Genomic DNA, 18,008 nt, shown 5'->3' on the forward strand with positions numbered 1-18,008 from the left:
TTAAACGCCACTACAACGCCATTATCCATGGTCCGTTAGTCGTGAGGTCTGTGGCAGGTCAAGGGAACGACGGGGAAATATCGCAGACGAGCAAAAACAAAGATCGCAGCCTCGCGCAACTCCGTGTAGAGCTGCCGAAGGCTGCGATCTTTTCAAGGCGCCCCTGTTGAAAGGGTCACCCCACAGAATCAGGCCTGACGCTGGTGCTTGTCGATCTGCTCGTGACGCTCTTGAGCTTCGATGCAGTACTTGGTGGTCGGGCTGATCAGCAGACGCTTCAGGCCAATGGCCTCGCCGCTGTCGTCGCACCAGCCAAAGCTGTCGTCCTTGATGCGCTCAAGAGCTTGTTCCAACTGCGGCAGCATGCGCTGGTCGCGATCGATCGCGTTGACCAGCCAGGTGCGCTCTTCTTCAACCGAAGCCGCGTCCGCCGGGTCAGCCGGGGTGTCCAGGCTTTCGATGGCGATACGGTTTTGCTCAATGCGCTCGTGGGTTTCGACTTTCATGTTCTGCAACAGCTCAGTGAAGAAAGCGTGTTGCTCTGCATTCATGTAGTCATCTGCCGGCATAGCCAGCAACTTGTCCTTTGTCATTGATATCTCTATAAAAAAACGTGCATTAAGGCGAATAAGGGAGCGTTTCGGCGAACCGTGTCGGCCGTCGAAAAGGCATCGTTTTATTGCAAACGCCACCCGGCACTCAATTTACGAGGGGCGGCAGTCTAAGGCCCGATCAAGGCCTCAGCAACTGTAAATACAGGGAATTTGTCCGACAGGACCAGGAAACTGCTCTGACACAGGCTTCACACGGCCATAGGAGTGCGTTTATAGCAAGAAATTCACTCCAGCGGCTGTATATAGAAGACAAACGGCTAACCATGCCGCCATCGACAGCGGAAATTATTCTCGCAAGGTGCATCGTTTCAGCCCGGCAGAGCCCGCGCAGCCCTTCTATGATCAGGCTTACCGCGTGATCAACCCGCCCGAAGGATGTCCTATGCCCCGCCCCGATCTGCCGGCCGCCGACGAACTTTCGCTCGCCAGCCCCCCGATCACTGCCGAGCGTCTGCTGCAAACGATTAGCGACGAATATGACGCCCTTCCGCGTCAGCTTAAACGCATCGCCAGTTACATTAGCCAGCAGAGCGAGCGAATCATGGTCGACCGCATCAGCGACATCGCTCGTGAATGCGAGGTGCATCCGTCCGCCATCGTGCGTTTTTCGCAGCGCTTCGGGTTCAGCGGCTTCAGCGAAATGCAGGCGCTGTTCCGCCAGGCCTGGACGCACAAGGCCACGCCGGCGCAGAACTATCAAAAACGCATCCGCAGCCTGATCGCCAACAAATCGCAGACCGCCAACAGCGGCGAGCTTGTCCGCGAGTGCATCGACGCAACGCTATCGGGCATCGAACGTTTGGGCCGCGAACTGGATGGGGCTGCGTTCGACAAAGCTGTCGATCTCATCGTCAATGCCGACGACATCTATGTGGTCGGGGTCCGCCGTTCGTTCGCCGTCGCCGATTATCTGGTTTACAACCTGCAGCACACCCAGAAGCGCATTCATCTCGTCTCCGGCATCGGCGGCAGCTATCGCGAGCAAATGCGCAGCGTGCGCGCCAACGACCTGGTCATCGCCATCAGTTTTGTGCCCTACGCCAAGGAAACCCAGCACTGCCTGCGATTCGCACAACAGCAAGACGCCAATACCCTGATCATCACCGACAGCCCTCTGTCGCCACTGGCGAAACTTGCCAATAGCGTGTTGCTGGTCAATGAAGGCAGTGCGCTGGCCTTTCGTTCGCTAAGCGCGACACTGTGTTTATGTCAGGCGCTGTTTGTGGCGGTGGCCTATCGGCTGGAACTGAATGTCGATGAGATTCACGAACAACCCGGATTCGACGACTGACAATTGTCTCAGGCTCGGCTAGGTTATGCGTTCCCACCGGTTCGACTTGAAGGAACGCGTCATGAAACTGATCGGCATGCTCGACTCCCCTTACGTACGCCGCGTAGCAATCTCCGCCAAATGCCTGGGGATTGACCTCGAACACGAGTCGGTCTCGGTGTTCCGCCACTTCGAGCAATTCCAGCAGATCAACCCGGTGGTCAAGGCGCCCACGCTGATCCTCGACGACGGCGTGGTCCTGATGGACTCGACCCTCATCCTCGACTACCTCGAAGCCAGTTCCGGCAAGAGCCTGCTGCCCAGCGATCTCACACAACGCGCCCACGCCCTGCGTCTGATCGGCCTCAGCCTCGCCGCTTGCGAAAAAGCCGTGCAGCTGTATTACGAACGCAACTTGCGCCCGGCCGACATTCAGTATCAACCTTGGGTTGAACGCGTTGAAGGCCAACTCGCCGCCGCGTTTACCGCCCTGGAAAAAGAACTTGAGCAAATTGACTTGCCGGTCGACGGCTCCCTCTCCCAGACCGGCATAAGCCTGGCGGTTGCCTGGAGCTTCACCAACCTCGTCGTGCCCGATCAGGTCGACTCCGCGCGCTATGCGCGCATCGCCGAATACACCGCCTACGCAGAAGGCACCGATGCGTTCATCAGCACACCGATGACCTGACCATGAGCACGACCGACACCGCCGCCCCGGCGTTAAAGGAAATCTTCAACGCCGAGCGCTTGCAGCACATCGCTGACGAAATGAGCGCGGTGTACCCGGCATTCAAGGCCAAGGCGTTTCTCAAACACGCCCAGGACGGACTCGCTGAATTATCAGTGATGCAACGCATGGCCCGCGTCGCCGAAAGCCTGCATGCCGTGCTGCCGCTGGACTACGAGGATTCCCTCCAAGTGCTGTTCGAACTCGCGCCACGGCTGAACAGCGGCTTCGTCAGCATGTGCCTGCCGCATTACGTCGCGAGCTATGGCGGGCACGCCTTCGATACCTCCATGGACGCCCTGAAGTACTTCACCACCTTCGGCTCCTCCGAGTTCGCCATCCGCCATTTTCTGCGCGCCGACCTTGAACGCTCGCTGGAACGGATGCACGAGTGGACCCGCGACGAAAACCACCACGTCCGCCGCCTCGCCAGCGAAGGCAGCCGCCCTCGCCTGCCGTGGTCCTTTCGGTTGGAAGCGGTACAAGCGGATCCGCTGCTGGCCGCCGGGATACTGAATCGGTTGAAGGCGGATGAGAGCTTGTACGTGCGCAAGTCCGTGGCGAATCATTTGAATGATGTGACGAAAGTGCATCCGGAGTGGGCGTTGGACACGATTGAAGGTTGGTCGCTGAACAACAAGCATACGGCCTGGATTGCCAAACATGCGCTGCGCAGCTTGATCAAACAGGGCAACGTGCGCGCGCTGACGGTGATTGGCGCAGGGGCGAAGGCTGAGGTTGAGTTGTTGGATGTGCGGGTTGAGCCGGCGGTGGTGAGGTTGGGGGACGCGATTACGTTGTCGTTTACGGTGAAGTCGACGGTGGCGCATGAACAGCGGCTGGTGATCGACTATGCGATTGAGTATGTGAAGGCGAATGGCGGGGTTTCGAGGAAGGTATTCAAGTTGAAGACTCTGGGATTAGCGGGGTTCGGGACTGAGGTAGTGCGACGGAATCAAGTAATCAAGGATTTCACGACGCGCAAGCATTTCGCTGGTCGGCATGGGGTGCAGGTGATGGTTAATGGGGAGGTGTTGGGTAGTGCAGGGTTTGAGGTTTTGATTTGAGAAATGAGTCATTGATTGGTCTTGAAGACCGGTCGCGAATCAGTGCACTGGCAGCCGTGCATCGATAATGAGCGCGGCAGCACAATGGACAAACTCCCGCCTTCAGTAGTTACCAACTTCCGTATGGGACGCCGAATTAAGCCCTGAGGGAGCACCCGTTGTCACAAGCACTTTCAACAGCGTATGGCGACTCCACGGGCCGCAGTACTCAGGCACGTGCGCGATCAATCGGTATCCGCAGCGGGTGTACCAACGGGCGACGTCGTCATCCAGTGTTTCGATCAACGCATCTACGCATGCTCTTTCAACCGCTAATGCCTCAAGCTTGTGCAACACCTGAGTACCCAGCCTGGTTCCACGCCATTGCGCGTTGATCCACAGGTAATTGACAAACAGACGCCTGAATTCGGTTCTACCGGAAGCGCCGCCGATTAGTGCCCCGTTCTCCATCAGCGAACAGGCGATGGCCTCAGCTTGTCCGCCGCGAGCCTCGGACAAGGCTCGGCCATGCTGTAAGACGCCGTCACTGATGGCCTTCATGGTGTCCGGATTGATGTCGCGAACGGTAAGCCATTCCCTCATTGCTGCTCTCCATTGCTAAAAGTCCTTGGCGCTTTCAAGCAAAAGAGGAGCCAACCTGAGATCTTCCCAGCAACAACTCCTGCTCTGCCTCACACAACCCCACCACATAATCCCAGACCACCCGCAGCCGCACCGATTTGTGCAACTCCCGCCGCGTGCTGATCCAGTAGCTGCGTTCGATGCTTTCATCCGGCAGCAGCGCCACCAGATCCGGGTCGGACGCGGCCATGTAACACGGCAGCACGGCGATGCCCAACCCCGAGCGCGCCGCTTCTTGCTGGGCGATGACGCTGGTGCTGTGAAAGACCACGCGCGGGCTGCGGCAGAAGCTGTTGAGGAACATCAGTTCCTGACTGAACAGCAGATCGTCGACGTAACCGATCCACGCATGTCGGCCCAGGTCTTCGCGGCTATGCAGCGGTGGCGCTTTGTCGAGGTAGGTCTGGCTGGCGTAAAGCGCGAGTCGATAGTCAGTGAGCTTGCGCGTGACCAGCATGTCGGCGGATGGCCGTTCGAGGTGGATGCTGATCTCCGCTTCACGGTTGAGGATGCTGACAAAGCGCGGCACTGCAACCAGTTCCACCTCCAATCCCGGATAACGCTCGAACAAGCCAATCATGCGACTGGCGAGAAACTTGATGCCTAGGCCTTCGGTGACGCCGACGCGGATCTTGCCCAGCGGCGCGGTGGACTGGGTGATTTCTTCCTGCGCCAGCAGCGCGACGTTTTCCATCGCTTCGGCGTGCTTGAGCAGCGCCTCCCCCGCCGGGGTCATCTCATAGCCCTGGGCGTGCTGGACGAACAGCGCAGTGCCGAGGCTTTTCTCGATCGATTCAATATGCCGCGCCACTGTCGCGTGGGTGGTGTTGAGCCGGCGCGCGGCAGTGAGCAGGCGGCCGCTGCGTTGCAGCTCGAGAAAAAAGCGCAGATCGTTCCAGTCGAACATGGCGGGTCCTTGTCGGCTATCGTCGTTGCACGCTGTTTGAAAACGCACAGCGGCTGCGCAAAAACTAACATTCTTTTAACGAAAGCTAACAACTAGAGTGTCCGACAATAAAAACAAAAAGCGAGGTCAGGGCATGCAGACGTCCCTGGATGAATTCGACTACATCGTGGTCGGCGCCGGCCCCGCCGGTTGCTTGCTGGCCAACCGGCTCTCAGCGGATCCACAGCAACGGGTGTTGCTGCTCGAAGCCGGCGGACGCGACAACTACGCCTGGATTCACATTCCTGTGGGTTACCTGTTCTGCATCGGTAATCCGCGCACCGACTGGTGCTTCAAAACCGAACAACAACCGGGCCTCAATGGCCGCGCGCTGAGTTATCCGCGCGGCAAGGTGCTGGGCGGCTGTTCGTCGATCAACGGCATGATCTACATGCGCGGCCAGGCCGGCGACTATGACGGCTGGGCGGCCGCAGGCAATCCGGGCTGGGCCTGGAAGGATGTGCTGCCGCTGTTCAAACAGAGCGAAAACCACTTTGCCGGCGGCGCTGAATTTCATGGCGATCAGGGTGAATGGCGGGTCGAACAGCAGCGCCTGTCGTGGCCGATTCTGGATGCCTTTCGCAGCGCCGCCGAGCAGAGCGGCATCGCCAGCATCAATGACTTCAACCAGGGCGACAACGAAGGCTGCGGTTACTTTCAGGTCAACCAGAAAGCCGGGGTGCGCTGGAACGCGGCCAAGGCCTTTTTGAAACCGCTGCGCAGCCGGGCGAACCTGACCGTGCTGACCGGCGTCGAGGTTGATCGTGTGTTGCTGGAGAACGGCCGCGCGGCGAAAGTCAGCGCGCAGCATGAAGGTCAGATCAAACAGTTCAAGGCGCGCAAGGAGATTGTTTTGTGCGCCGGTTCAGTCGGCTCGCCGAGCATTCTGCAGCGCTCCGGCATCGGTCCGCGGCCGCTGCTCGAACGCGTAGGGATAGGCGTGATTCATGAGCTGCCGGGGGTCGGCGGCAACCTGCAGGATCACCTGCAACTGCGCCTGATCTACAAGCTGGAAAACGCCCGCACCCTGAACCAGATCGCCGGCAGCGTGTGGGGCAAGATGGGCATGGGCCTGCGCTATCTGTATGACCGCAGCGGGCCGCTGTCGATGGCGCCGAGTCAGTTGGGCGCATTCGCCCGCTCCGGTCCCGAGCAAACCTCGGCGAACCTGCAATATCACGTGCAACCGCTGTCGCTGGAGCGCTTTGGCGAGCCGCTGCACAGCTTCCCGGCGTTCACCGCCTCGGTGTGCGACCTGCGCCCACAGAGCCGTGGACGCATCGAGATTCGCTCGGCCGATCCGCAAGCAGCGCCGCTGATCCAGCCCAATTACCTCAGCCATCCAGAAGATCTGCGCGTCGCCGCCGATGCCATTCGCCTGACCCGGCGCATCGTCAGCGCCCCTGCCCTGCAAGCGTTCAAACCGGTCGAATACCTGCCCGGCGACAGCTTGCAAAGCGAAGAACAATTGCATGAAGCGGCGGCGAAAATCGGCACGACGATTTTCCATCCGGTCGGCACTTGCCGCATGGGCAATGACGGTGACGCGGTGGTCGATGCGCAATTGCGCGTGCATGGCGTGCCGGGTCTGCGCGTTGCCGATGCGTCGATCATGCCGCGCATCACCTCGGGCAACACCTGTTCGCCTACGCTGATGATTGCCGAGAAGGCGGCACAACTGATTTTGTCCAGATCTGCAGATATCTCCCCTGTGGGAGCGAGCCTGCTCGCGAATGCGGTAGCTCACTCAGCCTAGGAGTTAACTGACAAAAAGCTTTCGCGAGCAGGCTCGCTCCCACAGCAATCATCACCAGACTCAGGCATCGCGCATTACCGGACACGCAACACCAGTGGAACAACAAAAACAATCACTGTGAGGGATACCGATATGTCAGAACACGTTCAGCCGCTGGACGCTGCGGGCAGCGCCGAGACCAGCAACGCCACGCAGAAAGTCATCTTCGCTTCATCACTCGGGACGGTGTTCGAGTGGTATGACTTCTTCCTCTACGGCGCCCTCGCGGCGGTGATCAGCAAGCAGTTTTTTGCCGGGGTCAATGACACCACGGCGTTCATCTTCGCGCTCATGGCGTTCGCCGCCGGCTTCATCGTACGGCCGTTCGGCGCGTTGGTGTTCGGCCGCCTGGGTGACATGATCGGGCGCAAATACACCTTTCTGGCGACGATCATTCTGATGGGCGTGGCGACGTTCTGCGTCGGCCTGCTGCCGACCTACGCCAGCATCGGCATCGCCGCGCCGATCATTCTGGTGGTGCTGCGCATGCTTCAGGGCCTGGCGCTCGGTGGCGAATACGGCGGTGCGGCGACCTACGTGGCCGAACATGCGCCTATCGGCAAACGCGGCTTTCACACCAGCTGGATTCAATCCACCGCGACCCTCGGCCTGTTGCTCTCGCTGCTGGTAGTGCTCGGTTGCCGCTACTTCACCGGCGACCAGTTTGAAGTCTGGGGCTGGCGCATTCCGTTCCTGCTGTCGATCGTCCTGCTGGGTATTTCCACCTGGATTCGCCTGAGCCTGCACGAGTCGCCGGCCTACCTGAAAATGAAGGAAGAAGGCAAAACCTCGAAGGCGCCGATCCGCGAATCCTTCGGCAAATGGGAAAATCTCAAAGTCGTGCTGATCGCCCTGTTCAGCATCAACGCCGGGCAAGCGGTGACCTTTTACGCTGCGCAGTTCTATGTGCTGTTCTTCCTCACCCAGTTCCTGAAAATGGACCCGGCGGTGGCCAACAGCCTGTTGATCATCAGCGTGGTGATCGGCGCGCCATTCTTCATCTTTTTCGGCTGGCTCTCGGACAAGGTCGGGCGCAAACCGGTGCTGATGCTCGGCCTGCTGCTGGCCACCGCGCTGTACTTCCCGATCTTCAAATCCCTGGCCCACTACGCCAACCCGGCGATCGATCAGGCCAGCCGTCAGGCACCGATCACCGTCCTCGCCGATCCCGCCACTTGCACCTTCCAGTTCGATCCGGTGGGCAAGGCCAAATTCGACAGCCCGTGCGACAAGGTCAAGACCTTCCTGGTCAAGCAAGGCCTGCCCTACTCCAGCGTCGCTGCACCTGCGGGCAGCGCCGTGCAAGTGAGTGTCGGCGACGTGAAGCTGGATGGTTTCGATGAGGCGGCACTGCGCGGCGCGATCACCCTCGCCGGCTACCCGCAACAAGCCGATATGCAGCAGATCAACAAACCGATGATCGTTGCCCTGATCGTCGCGCTGATCATCATCTCGGCCATGTGCTACGGCCCGCTGGCCGCGTTGATGGTCGAACTGTTCCCGACCCGCATTCGCTACACCTCGATGTCGCTGCCCTATCACATCGGCAACGGCTGGTTCGGCGGCTTCCTGCCCACCGTGTCGTTTGCGCTGGTGGTGTACACCGGGGATATTTTCTACGGGCTGTGGTATCCGGTGCTGATCACCGGGGTGAGCCTGGTGGTGGGGATGATCTGTCTGCGTGAGACGAAGAATATCGATCTCGATAAAAACTGAAAAACCCGCTGACAACAATGGCGAGGGAAGCGATTCTCTCGCCATTTTTTGCTTCAGGCGTCCGCTTTGATCACTTCGAATTTCACCTGGTCCGGATAAAACGCCACATAGTTGCGGATCGGTTCAACCGAGATCTTGGGTTTTTCGTAAGTCCACACCGCATTGGCGCCCTCATGCCCCGGCACTTGCAGGCTGAAGTAATTGGCGTCGCCCTTGTACGGGCAATAGCTGGTGTGGTCGGTGCGGGCGAAGTATTTTTCGTCGATGTCTTCGCGCGGGATGTAGTACACCGGCGGATAGTTGGCTTCGTTGAGGATCATCGCGTGAGAGGACGCGGCGACCTGGATGCCGTGGAACTTCACCAGCAGGCAGCCGGCAAGTTGTTCCAGGCTGATCACGGGACTGGGGCTTTTCATGAGGTTCTCCTGAGCACAGCGAAGAGACCGGTTCAGGTATAGCTGATGGTTGCGCAGCTCGACTGGATTACGGCCGAACGGCTAAACCTCCTGCAACGCTTTTATCTGTATATCCATACAGATAAAAGTTGCTCCCGCCGCGAACTCCCGCCATCCTGTGCCCTCTCCACACACCAACCAGCGATGGTAGCTATGCGGCTGTACCTCTGTGAAAAACCTTCCCAGGCCAAAGACATTGCGGCCGTACTCGGCGCCAAGCGTCGCGGCGACGGCTGCTGGTTGGGGACGGACGTCACAGTGACCTGGTGCATCGGCCATTTGCTTGAAACCGCGCCGCCGGACGCCTACGACGCGCGCTACAAACGCTGGGTGCTGGCCGATCTGCCGATCATTCCGGACAAGTGGAAAATGACCGTCAAGCCGCGCACTGCCAGCCAGTACAAAGCGGTAAAGCGCCTGCTCGGCGATGCCAGCGAACTGATCATCGCCACCGATGCCGACCGTGAGGGCGAGATGATCGCCCGGGAACTGGTCGAGCACTGCCGCTATCGCGGGCCGATCCGCCGCTTGTGGCTGTCGGCACTGGACGAGGCATCGATTCGCAAGGCGCTGGCAGCGCTGAAACCGGGCGCAGAGACGTTCAGCCTGTATCACTCGGCGCTGGGCCGTTCGCGGGCGGACTGGTTGATCGGCATGAACATGAGCCGACTGTTCACCTTGCTGGGCCGTCAGTCGGGTTATCAGGGCGTGTTGCCGGTAGGACGAGTACAAACGCCCACCCTGCGACTGGTGGTCGACCGCGACCGCAGCATCGCCGATTTCGTCCCCGTACCGTTCTGGGCAATCGACGTGGATTTGCTGCACAACGGAACGGCGTTTACCGCGCAATGGCGCGCGCCGTCGGACATTTGTGATGATCAGGATCGCTGCCTTAATCAGCCGTTGGCGCAACAAGCGGCGGCGGCGATCAGCAGTGCTGACAGCGCACGGGTGATCAAGCTGAAGACCGAGCGCATGCGCGAAGTGGCGCCGCTGCCCTTCGATCTTGGCACCTTGCAGGAAGTCTGCTCGAAAAAGCTTGGCCTTGGCGCGCAGGAAACCCTCGACATCGCCCAGGCCCTTTACGAAACCTACAAAGTCATCACCTATCCGCGCAGTGATTGCGGCTTTCTGCCCTTGAGCCAACACAGTGAGGCGCCATCGATCCTCACAGCGTTGCGCCAGGCCGATCCGAGCCTTGAAGCCTTGCAGGGTTATCTCGAACCGCAACGGCGCTCGCGGGCGTGGAATGACGCCAAGGTCAGCGCTCACCACGGCATCATTCCCACCATCGCCGCGAAGAATCTTGAACGTCTGACCGGCAAACATCGCGCGGTGTACACGCTGATTCGCGCGCGCTACCTGGCGCAGTTCCTGCCCAATCACGAATACGATCGCACCCAGGCCGATTTCGATTGCAACGGGCAGGCCCTGCGCGCGGTGGGCAAGCAGATCATCGAAGCGGGCTGGAAGCGCGCATTGCCCGAAGCACTGGCACCGGCCAGGGGCCGCGAAGCACCAGCACCGCAAACCTTGCCGACCCTCAGCCAGGGCGTCGAATGCGCTGTGTCGAAAGTGAATCTCAAGCATCTGTGGACGCAGCCACCAAAACCCTACACCGAAGGCGATCTGATCAAGGCGATGAAAAACGTCGCCAAACTGGTCGAGGATCCGCTGCTCAAACAGAAACTCAAGGACACCACCGGCATCGGCACCGAAGCTACCCGTGCATCGATCATCCAAGGGCTGCTGGATCGCGGTTATCTGGTCAAGAACGGCAAGGCGCTGGCGGCGACACCTGCCGCGTTCAGCCTGATCGACGCAGTGCCTCGCGCGATCGCCGACCCTGGCACCACGGCGATCTGGGAACAGGCCCTGGACATGGTGCAGAGCGGCGAGATGAGTCTGGAAGAATTCGTGACCAAACAGGCCGCGTGGATGAGCAAGCAGGTCACCCGCTGCTCCGCCCTCAGCCTGACCATCAGCGGCCCGCCGCCTGCCGGCAAAGCCGCAGCGCCGTGGAAAAAAAAGCGCAAGTCGACTGCCAGCAAAACCGCCGGTACGCGCAAACGCACGGCGCGTCCGACGACTCGCTGAATCCCTCGCCGTTCCCTTCTCGACGTTGTTGAAACGGATCTTTTCTCATTCCAAAACAGCTTTGTCCGACAATATGTAGTGCTTGAAAATAATCACTACAAAACCGTTGACGGCGTCGTTTTGCTTTTGCATGATGAAGACGTTCCCCGATCGGGAACACTGGTAACACGCTTGAGCAAACTCGTCTGACCGCCGAGTTGTTTTTTCCGGATACACGCTGCCCACAAGGCAGATTGAAGAAGCTGACCTGGCCTGAACGTCCAGTACAAGGACGAGAAGCGCTGGCGAAAATTCTCAAGACGCTTGTGGCCGACACTGGATTGTCGTCAAGGAGCCTCCCGGTTTTCGCTGCTTCTCCTCGTTGTGACGCTATTGCGTAGCAGTTATTCAACACGACTACATGCAACAGATGCACGACCCCGTACTTCACACGGGCGAACGCTGACGTCCTGGTTTCGGTGCCAGGGATCAACTAACCGATGGGCTACCTGTATTAGCGAATCAACTTTGAAAGATCACCAGACTGGTCAAGGGGCATAACAATGAATCTGAACAATCAACCCACCATCGAAGAACTGGCGCGTATGTTCGCGGCGCAGAAAGACAGCCACGACAGCCATATTCTCTGGATCAGCAAGTCGGGGCAGGTACACATTGACTGCCTGTCGCCCCACGCTGGCGAAGAAGAATTCGACCGCAATCACCAGAACCTGCTGGCCCGCCTGAAGATGTACCGCCGCGGCCACGGTTATGTCGGCAAGAAGGCTGCGGCCGACAAGGACTTCATTGAGAACGTGCTGCAGACGCTGAAACAGGCGTGGGATTCGATGCAGAACAAAAATGAAGTTCGGGTGATTGATCGGTTTTATTGAGTTGTAGATTATTTGACTAAGGGCCTGCTTCCGATTGGGAGCAGGCCCTTTGTTGTTCTTTTGAGTTATGCGGCGTGAGTGCCCCCGTCGCCCCTCACCCCAGCCCTCTCCCGAGGGAGAGGGAGCCGACCGAGTTGCCTCAGCTCAACCGTAGACCTGAATGACCGTGGCGATTATGAGTCAACGAAGCTCGTTCAGGTCGGCGTGACTTGACCAAACACCTCGGTCAGTCCCCTCTCCCGCTGGGAGAGGGTTAGGGTGAGGGGCTTTTCATGCCGAGCACCAGTTCCACAAACGCCAACGCCGCCGCGCTGTGATAATTATTCCTGCGCCGCAACAACGCCGCTCCCCGCTGCGGCGCCTCCCCTTCAACACGCAAGCGGCGCAACGCGCGGTCTTCGCTGGCAATCGCCTCGGGCAGCATGGTCGCCAGCGGCGCATGCCGCACCACTTCCAGCAACGTACTCACCGAATTCACTTCAATCCGCACCTGCGGCGTAATCCCGTGCTCACGGAAATACTCATCCACCGACAACCGCGTAATGAAGCCCGGCGCCAGCAAGGCGAAATCCAGTGATGCCAATTCCGCCGGCGTCAACACCGAAGGGCTGCCATAGAGCGGATGCCCAGGCCCGACCATGATCCCCAGCGTCTCGGTAAACGCCGGTAAGCATTCGATATCGGCATTGCGCACCGGCGTAAACGCGATCGCGACATCCAGCGAATCATCCGCCAGCCCTGCCTCGATGTCGTCCATCGACAGTTCGAATATTTCCAGATGAATCCCGGGAAACCGTGCCCTGTAATCACGCACCAACGGCCCGACCAGATACGCCATGAACGTCGGCGTCATCGCCAGGCGCAGGGTGCCGCGCGACAAATCCTTCACATCGTGCAAGGCGCGCTGCCCGGCCTCCAGCTCCACCAGCACGCGCCGCGCGCATTCAATGTATGCCGCGCCGGCATCGGTCGGTTTCACCGTGCGGGAGGTGCGATCGAACAGGCTGACGCCGAGGGTTTCTTCCAACTGCCGGATCTGCTGCGACAACGTCGGCTGCGATACATGCAGCGCTTCGGCGGCGCGGGTGAAGCCGCCGTGATCGGCAACGGCGAGCAGATAACGCAAATGTCGCAACAGCATGAACACACCATCTATAGGCAGGACTTATGCGAAGCATTGTATATCGATCTTGGACGCTATGAATCAACCGGCGCAACATTGCTTCCACACAGCAAGCCAACCCCTGAAAGGAGTGACACCATGCAACAGTCCCACGCCTACAACGACAACAGCCTGGCCCTGACCACCCGCGTTCTCGACGCCAAGGCGAAAAAAGATCTGTCGTGGCAGGATCTCGCTGACGGCACCGGCCTCAGCCTGGCTTATGTCACCGCCGCCCTGCTCGGCCAGCATCCGTTGCCGGAAAACGCTGCTCAAGTGGTCGGCGACAAGCTTGACCTCAGCGCAGATGACGTCGCCGCTCTGCAGATCATTCCTTTGCGCGGCAGCCTCAGCGGCGTGCCGACCGATCCGACCATCTACCGCTTTTATGAAATGATCCAGATCTACGGCACCACGCTGAAAGCTCTGGTTCACGAACAGTTCGGTGACGGCATCATCAGTGCGATCAACTTCAAACTGGACATCAAGAAAGTCGAAGACCCGGAAGGCGGCTCCCGCGCCGTGGTGACCCTCGACGGCAAGTTCCTGCCGCTGCGCCCGTTCTGATACGCCCGGCCTGCACCTTGGGTGCGGGCCTTCTCACTCCTGTCACGAGGACACGTCCATGAAAGCCCTGATCGACGGCTTCCTGAAATTCCAGAACGAAGCCTTCCCGCAACGCAGCGAACTGTTCAAACATCTGGCCACGACTCAGCAACCCGGCACGCTGTTCATCACCTGTTCCGACAGCCGTGTGGTGCCTGAGCTGCTGACCCAGCAAGAGCCCGGCGAACTGTTCGTGATCCGTAACGCCGGCAATATCGTGCCCTCCTACAGCCCACATCCGGGCGGGGTGTCGGCGACGGTGGAATATGCGGTGGCAGTGCTGGGGGTGACCGATATCGTGATTTGCGGCCACTCCGATTGTGGTGCGATGACCGCAATTGCCCAGTGCAAATGCATGGATCACCTGCCCGCTGTCAGTGGCTGGCTGCAGCATGCCGAATCGGCGAAGGTAGTCAACGAAGCGCGCGTGCATGGCAGCGACGCGGCGAAATTGAGTTCGATGGTGCGCGAGAACGTGATCGCGCAACTGGCGAATATTCAGACCCACCCGAGTGTGCGCCTGGCCCAGGAGCAAGGCCGGTTGAATCTGCATGGCTGGGTTTACGACATCGAGACCGGTTCGATCGACGCACTCTCTTCCGATCGTCGCACCTTTGTGCCGCTGGCCGAGCGGCCTGAGACTTGCGCGATCAGCGCGCAAGCCAGCCACGCTGCCTGACTCCCCACCGTGATCGTTCCCACGCTCTGCGTGGGAATGCCTCTAGGGACGCTCTGCGTCCAGTGACGCGGAGCGTCACGGGCTGCATTCCCACGCAGAGCGTGGGAACGATCAACAGATCAGCGTTTTACCGTGAGATCTACCTGAGTCATTCGGCTGCGCACGGTGAACACGCCGTCACCGGAAAGAATCGCACTGCGCGCAAACAGGCGCCCGCTCTCCCAGTTCGAAAGGCCCAGTTCCGGCTTGTTCAACGCGTACTGGCCATCGACCCAACGGGTGATGCCGTTGCCTACGAACGGCGCATTCACCGCGTTGTAGAAGCGTTCCTGAACCGCCGCCGCCTGGCTGATCAACGACACGGTGAATTGCGGGCTGTACCGGTTGAACAGCGCAATCGCCTGATCCAGATCGTCGACAATCATCAGGCTGACTTCCGGGGTTTCTTCCCATTCCCACTCGCGGCCCAGGTCCGACTCGGGCAAGGATTCGGCCAGCGCTTCGGTCTGGTAACCCTCGGCGCGATAAACCTCGACCGTTGCGTTCCGCCATTCGCTTGGCAGGCAACTTTCACTGCCCGCGACAATGTGCAATTTGCAGCCTTGGCCGCGCACAGTACCGGCGTATTTCAAAGCTTCGAGGAACAGCGGCACCAGCTCATCGGCGCGTTCGCGCTGAATCAGGCAGACGTTGAGGGTATTGCAGACCTTGCGGTCCAGCGAGTTGCGCACCACCGCCGCGAAGCGTGTGGCGTCGGCGTCACGGTCGGCGATCAGCCACGCGCCGCCGGTGCCGTGCAGGCTGACGGCAGTGCCGGCCTGCTGAGCGATGCTGCCCAACTGACTGACCGCACGGCCCGAGCCGCGCGCCACCGCCAGCGACAGACGCCGATCGGCAAACATCGCCCAACCGGCGGCGTGATTGACACTTTCGACCAACGACACCGCCCCCACCGGCAAACCGGCTTCGGCCAGCGCCGGGTTCAAGGCGTGAGTGACGATGGCTTGCGCAGTGCCCAACGCATCGCTGCCGATGCGCAGCACTGCGGTGTTGCCGGTGCGCAACACGCCGGCGGCGTCGGCAAATACGTTGGGCCGGCCTTCGAAGACAAACGCGACGATGCCCAGCGGCGAGACGACTTGCTCAACCTTCCAGCCGTCGTGCTCGACACTGCTGATCACTTTGCCACGCGTGGGCGGCGCATCACGCCAGGCGCGCAGCCCGGCGATCATGTCGCGGCGCATGCGTTCATCGGCGAGCAAGCGTGTGGTCGAGCGACCGCGCGCCTTGGCCCGCTCGATGTCGGCGCGGTTGGCGGCTTCGATCTGCGTCCAGCACTGAGGATTTTCCAGGCGCTGGGCAAACAGGTCGAAGAATTGGCTGATGGCTTCATCGGACACCGCCGACAACGCGGTGAATGCCGCAGCCGCACGCTCGATTGCCACCGAGGCGGCCTGTTGATCGGCCACGGGGATCAGCAACAACTCGCCACTGACCTGCTCGACCAGCAAATGGTCACCGGGCTGAAACCGCGCGGCCAGTTCGGGGCTGACCACGGTGACGCGGTTACCAGCGAAAGGGATCGGCGTGCCAGCGACTAGACGTTCGAGCGCAAGAGACATGAAGCGGATTCACCATGCAGAGGGCGGCCGGAAAATGTAGCGGATTACTGGCTGAAATACACCTCCTCAAACACTAAAGAAACCTGTGGGAGCTGGCTTGCCAGCGATAGCGGTGGTTCAGGCAAATTTATAGTGACTGACAGGGCCTCATCGCTGGCAAGCCAGCTCCCACAGGGTCATGTGGTGTTCAGGTGGGTCAGAACACCGACCAGCCAATCCGCGAGCTCAGCAGTTCCAGCGCTGCCATCCCCGCCAGCGAGTTGCCGGCGGCGTTCAACTCCGGCGACCACACGCACACGCTGAACTGCCCCGGCACCACCGCAACGATGCCGCCGCCGACCCCGCTCTTGCCTGGCAGGCCGACGCGATAGGCGAAATTGCCCGCCTCGTCGTACAAACCGCTGGTGGCCATGATCGAATTGACCTGCTGGGTCTGGCGGCGCGTCAGGATCTGCTCGCCGCTGTGCTTGCAGAACCCGTCATTGGCCAGAAAGCAGAACGCCCGGGCCAGATCGATGCAATTCATGCGCAGTGCGCAATGGCTGAAATAGCTGCGCAACACCGCTTCGACATCGTTGTGAAAGTTGCCGAAAGACTGCATCAGATAGGCCATCGCGGCATTGCGCGCGCGATGCTGGTATTCGGAGTCGGCGACCTTGCCGTCGATCATGATCTGCGGGTTGCCCGACAGGCGTCGGACGAAGTCGCGCATCGACAATGTCGGCGCGGCGAAGCGCGACTGGTTGATGTCGCAGATCACCAGCGCCCCAGCATTGATGAACGGATTGCGCGGGCGGCCGCGCTCGAATTCCAGTTGCACCAGCGAATTGAACGGCTGGCCGGACGGCTCGTGGCCTAGCCGTTCCCAGATCGCTTCGCCGGAGTGATCGATGGCCTGCACCAGGCTGAACACCTTGGAAATACTCTGCACCGAGAACGGCGTTTCAGCGTCGCCGGCGCAATACATTTCGCCGTCGTTACTGTACACGGCGATGCCCAACTGGTTGGCCGGCACCGTGCCGAGGGCGGGAATATAGTCAGCAACTTTGCCCTGCCCGATCAGGGGCCGGACGGCGTCAAGGATCTCGTTCAACAGCGCTTGCATGCCGGGTTCCGAAAGTCTCGCCCCATGGGATCGCGGGGACACTGGGGCTAGACGCTGCGCCCGCCGGTCGCATCACACCGGCAAGCATCAGGCAGAATGTTCTAGGCTGGAGCGGACCATTCAGACACGGGAGAGCACCATGCACCTCGAAGGCTCCTGCCATTGCGGCGAAGTCACGTTCAGCCTCGACAGCGCCCATCCTTATCCCTATCAACGCTGCTATTGCTCGATCTGCCGCAAGACCCAGGGCGGTGGCGGTTATGCGATCAACCTTGGCGGCGACGCGACCACTCTCAAGGTTCGCGGACGCAAAAACATCAGCGTCTACCACGCCAAAATGAAAGCCGACGGCGACAAGCGCGCCCATCGCAGCAGCGCCGAACGCCACTTCTGCTCGCTGTGCGGCAGCGGCCTGTGGCTGTTCAGCCCGGAGTGGCCAGAGCTGATTCACCCATTCGCCTCGGCGATCGACACGCCACTGCCGGTGCCGCCGGAACACACGCACCTGATGCTTGGCTCGAAAGCGCCGTGGGTCGAGGTGGAGGCGAAGCCGAAGGATCAGCAGTTTGATGAATATCCTGAAGAATCGATCGCCCAGTGGCATGAGCGACTCGGTGTAACTCGCTGAACACCGCGCCCTTCGCGAGCAGGCTC

The 18,008-nt window shown here is 60.2% G+C and carries 17 protein-coding genes; 10 read left to right on the forward strand and 7 right to left on the reverse strand.

Annotated features, from left to right (window positions below; genetic code table 11):
• Positions 1-188 precede the first annotated feature (188 nt).
• Positions 189-593, reverse strand: coding sequence for a TraR/DksA family transcriptional regulator (locus NF676_RS15910; RefSeq protein WP_016775095.1), 405 nt, complete (start codon positions 591-593; stop codon positions 189-191).
• A gap of 403 nt (positions 594-996) precedes the next feature.
• Between NF676_RS15910 and NF676_RS15915 the strand changes: the two genes are divergently transcribed.
• From NF676_RS15915 to NF676_RS15925, 3 genes are all read left to right on the forward strand, one after another.
• Positions 997-1,905, forward strand: a complete 909-nt coding sequence (locus NF676_RS15915; RefSeq protein ID WP_236168658.1) for a MurR/RpiR family transcriptional regulator — start codon at positions 997-999, stop codon at positions 1,903-1,905.
• Between the two features lie 61 nt (positions 1,906-1,966).
• Positions 1,967-2,572: a glutathione S-transferase gene (locus NF676_RS15920; protein WP_252867782.1), complete on the forward strand. Its 606-nt coding sequence runs from the start codon at positions 1,967-1,969 to the stop codon at positions 2,570-2,572.
• Positions 2,573-2,574: 2 nt separating this feature from the next.
• Positions 2,575-3,678: a DNA alkylation repair protein gene (locus tag NF676_RS15925; protein ID WP_252886369.1), complete on the forward strand. Its 1,104-nt coding sequence runs from the start codon at positions 2,575-2,577 to the stop codon at positions 3,676-3,678.
• Between the two features lie 102 nt (positions 3,679-3,780).
• On the opposite strand, the gene NF676_RS15930 is transcribed toward NF676_RS15925, so the two are convergent.
• A complete protein-coding gene (locus tag NF676_RS15930; RefSeq protein WP_056789243.1) occupies positions 3,781-4,260 on the reverse strand; it encodes a GNAT family N-acetyltransferase in 480 nt (159 codons plus the stop codon).
• Positions 4,261-4,294: 34 nt separating this feature from the next.
• Complete coding sequence (locus NF676_RS15935; RefSeq protein ID WP_150635036.1) at positions 4,295-5,206, reverse strand: LysR family transcriptional regulator; 912 nt, start codon at positions 5,204-5,206, stop codon at positions 4,295-4,297.
• 133 nt (positions 5,207-5,339) lie between these two features.
• Here NF676_RS15935 and NF676_RS15940 point away from each other — a divergent pair, with 133 nt between their 5' ends.
• Together NF676_RS15940 and NF676_RS15945 are read left to right on the forward strand one after the other, a co-directional pair.
• Complete coding sequence (locus tag NF676_RS15940; protein ID WP_095180242.1) at positions 5,340-7,001, forward strand: GMC family oxidoreductase; 1,662 nt, start codon at positions 5,340-5,342, stop codon at positions 6,999-7,001.
• Positions 7,002-7,133: 132 nt separating this feature from the next.
• On the forward strand, positions 7,134-8,756 hold the full coding sequence (locus NF676_RS15945; protein WP_024013261.1) for an MFS transporter: 1,623 nt from the start codon (positions 7,134-7,136) through the stop codon (positions 8,754-8,756).
• 53 nt (positions 8,757-8,809) lie between these two features.
• Here the strand turns inward: NF676_RS15945 and NF676_RS15950 are convergent, their stop codons facing one another.
• A complete protein-coding gene (locus tag NF676_RS15950) occupies positions 8,810-9,172 on the reverse strand; it encodes a DUF427 domain-containing protein (RefSeq protein WP_056789235.1) in 363 nt (120 codons plus the stop codon).
• 192 nt (positions 9,173-9,364) lie between these two features.
• Between NF676_RS15950 and NF676_RS15955 the strand changes: the two genes are divergently transcribed.
• Both NF676_RS15955 and NF676_RS15960 read left to right on the forward strand, forming a co-directional pair.
• Complete coding sequence (locus NF676_RS15955) at positions 9,365-11,308, forward strand: DNA topoisomerase III (protein ID WP_252886370.1); 1,944 nt, start codon at positions 9,365-9,367, stop codon at positions 11,306-11,308.
• A 542-nt stretch (positions 11,309-11,850) separates the two neighbouring features.
• Positions 11,851-12,180, forward strand: a complete 330-nt coding sequence (locus tag NF676_RS15960) for a hypothetical protein (protein WP_252886371.1) — start codon at positions 11,851-11,853, stop codon at positions 12,178-12,180.
• A gap of 253 nt (positions 12,181-12,433) precedes the next feature.
• On the opposite strand, the gene cynR is transcribed toward NF676_RS15960, so the two are convergent.
• Positions 12,434-13,321: a transcriptional regulator CynR gene (cynR, locus tag NF676_RS15965; RefSeq protein ID WP_252886372.1), complete on the reverse strand. Its 888-nt coding sequence runs from the start codon at positions 13,319-13,321 to the stop codon at positions 12,434-12,436.
• 120 nt (positions 13,322-13,441) lie between these two features.
• Here cynR and cynS point away from each other — a divergent pair, with 120 nt between their 5' ends.
• Both cynS and NF676_RS15975 read left to right on the forward strand, forming a co-directional pair.
• Positions 13,442-13,909, forward strand: a complete 468-nt coding sequence (gene cynS, locus NF676_RS15970) for a cyanase (RefSeq protein ID WP_041480833.1) — start codon at positions 13,442-13,444, stop codon at positions 13,907-13,909.
• Positions 13,910-13,967: 58 nt separating this feature from the next.
• Positions 13,968-14,627, forward strand: a complete 660-nt coding sequence (locus NF676_RS15975) for a carbonic anhydrase (RefSeq protein ID WP_095180245.1) — start codon at positions 13,968-13,970, stop codon at positions 14,625-14,627.
• A 119-nt stretch (positions 14,628-14,746) separates the two neighbouring features.
• Here NF676_RS15975 and NF676_RS15980 read toward each other — a convergent pair whose 3' ends face one another.
• Positions 14,747-16,249 carry an aldehyde dehydrogenase family protein gene (locus tag NF676_RS15980; RefSeq protein ID WP_252886373.1) on the reverse strand — a complete coding sequence of 501 codons (1,503 nt, stop codon included), beginning with the start codon at positions 16,247-16,249 and terminating at the stop codon, positions 14,747-14,749.
• 196 nt (positions 16,250-16,445) lie between these two features.
• Positions 16,446-17,354 carry a glutaminase B gene (glsB, locus tag NF676_RS15985; RefSeq protein WP_024013269.1) on the reverse strand — a complete coding sequence of 303 codons (909 nt, stop codon included), beginning with the start codon at positions 17,352-17,354 and terminating at the stop codon, positions 16,446-16,448.
• 139 nt (positions 17,355-17,493) lie between these two features.
• Between glsB and NF676_RS15990 the strand changes: the two genes are divergently transcribed.
• Positions 17,494-17,982: a GFA family protein gene (locus NF676_RS15990; RefSeq protein WP_095180247.1), complete on the forward strand. Its 489-nt coding sequence runs from the start codon at positions 17,494-17,496 to the stop codon at positions 17,980-17,982.
• Positions 17,983-18,008: the final 26 nt, after the last annotated feature.

The organism is Pseudomonas siliginis, assembly GCF_024072275.1.
Classification (GTDB): domain Bacteria; phylum Pseudomonadota; class Gammaproteobacteria; order Pseudomonadales; family Pseudomonadaceae; genus Aquipseudomonas; species Aquipseudomonas siliginis.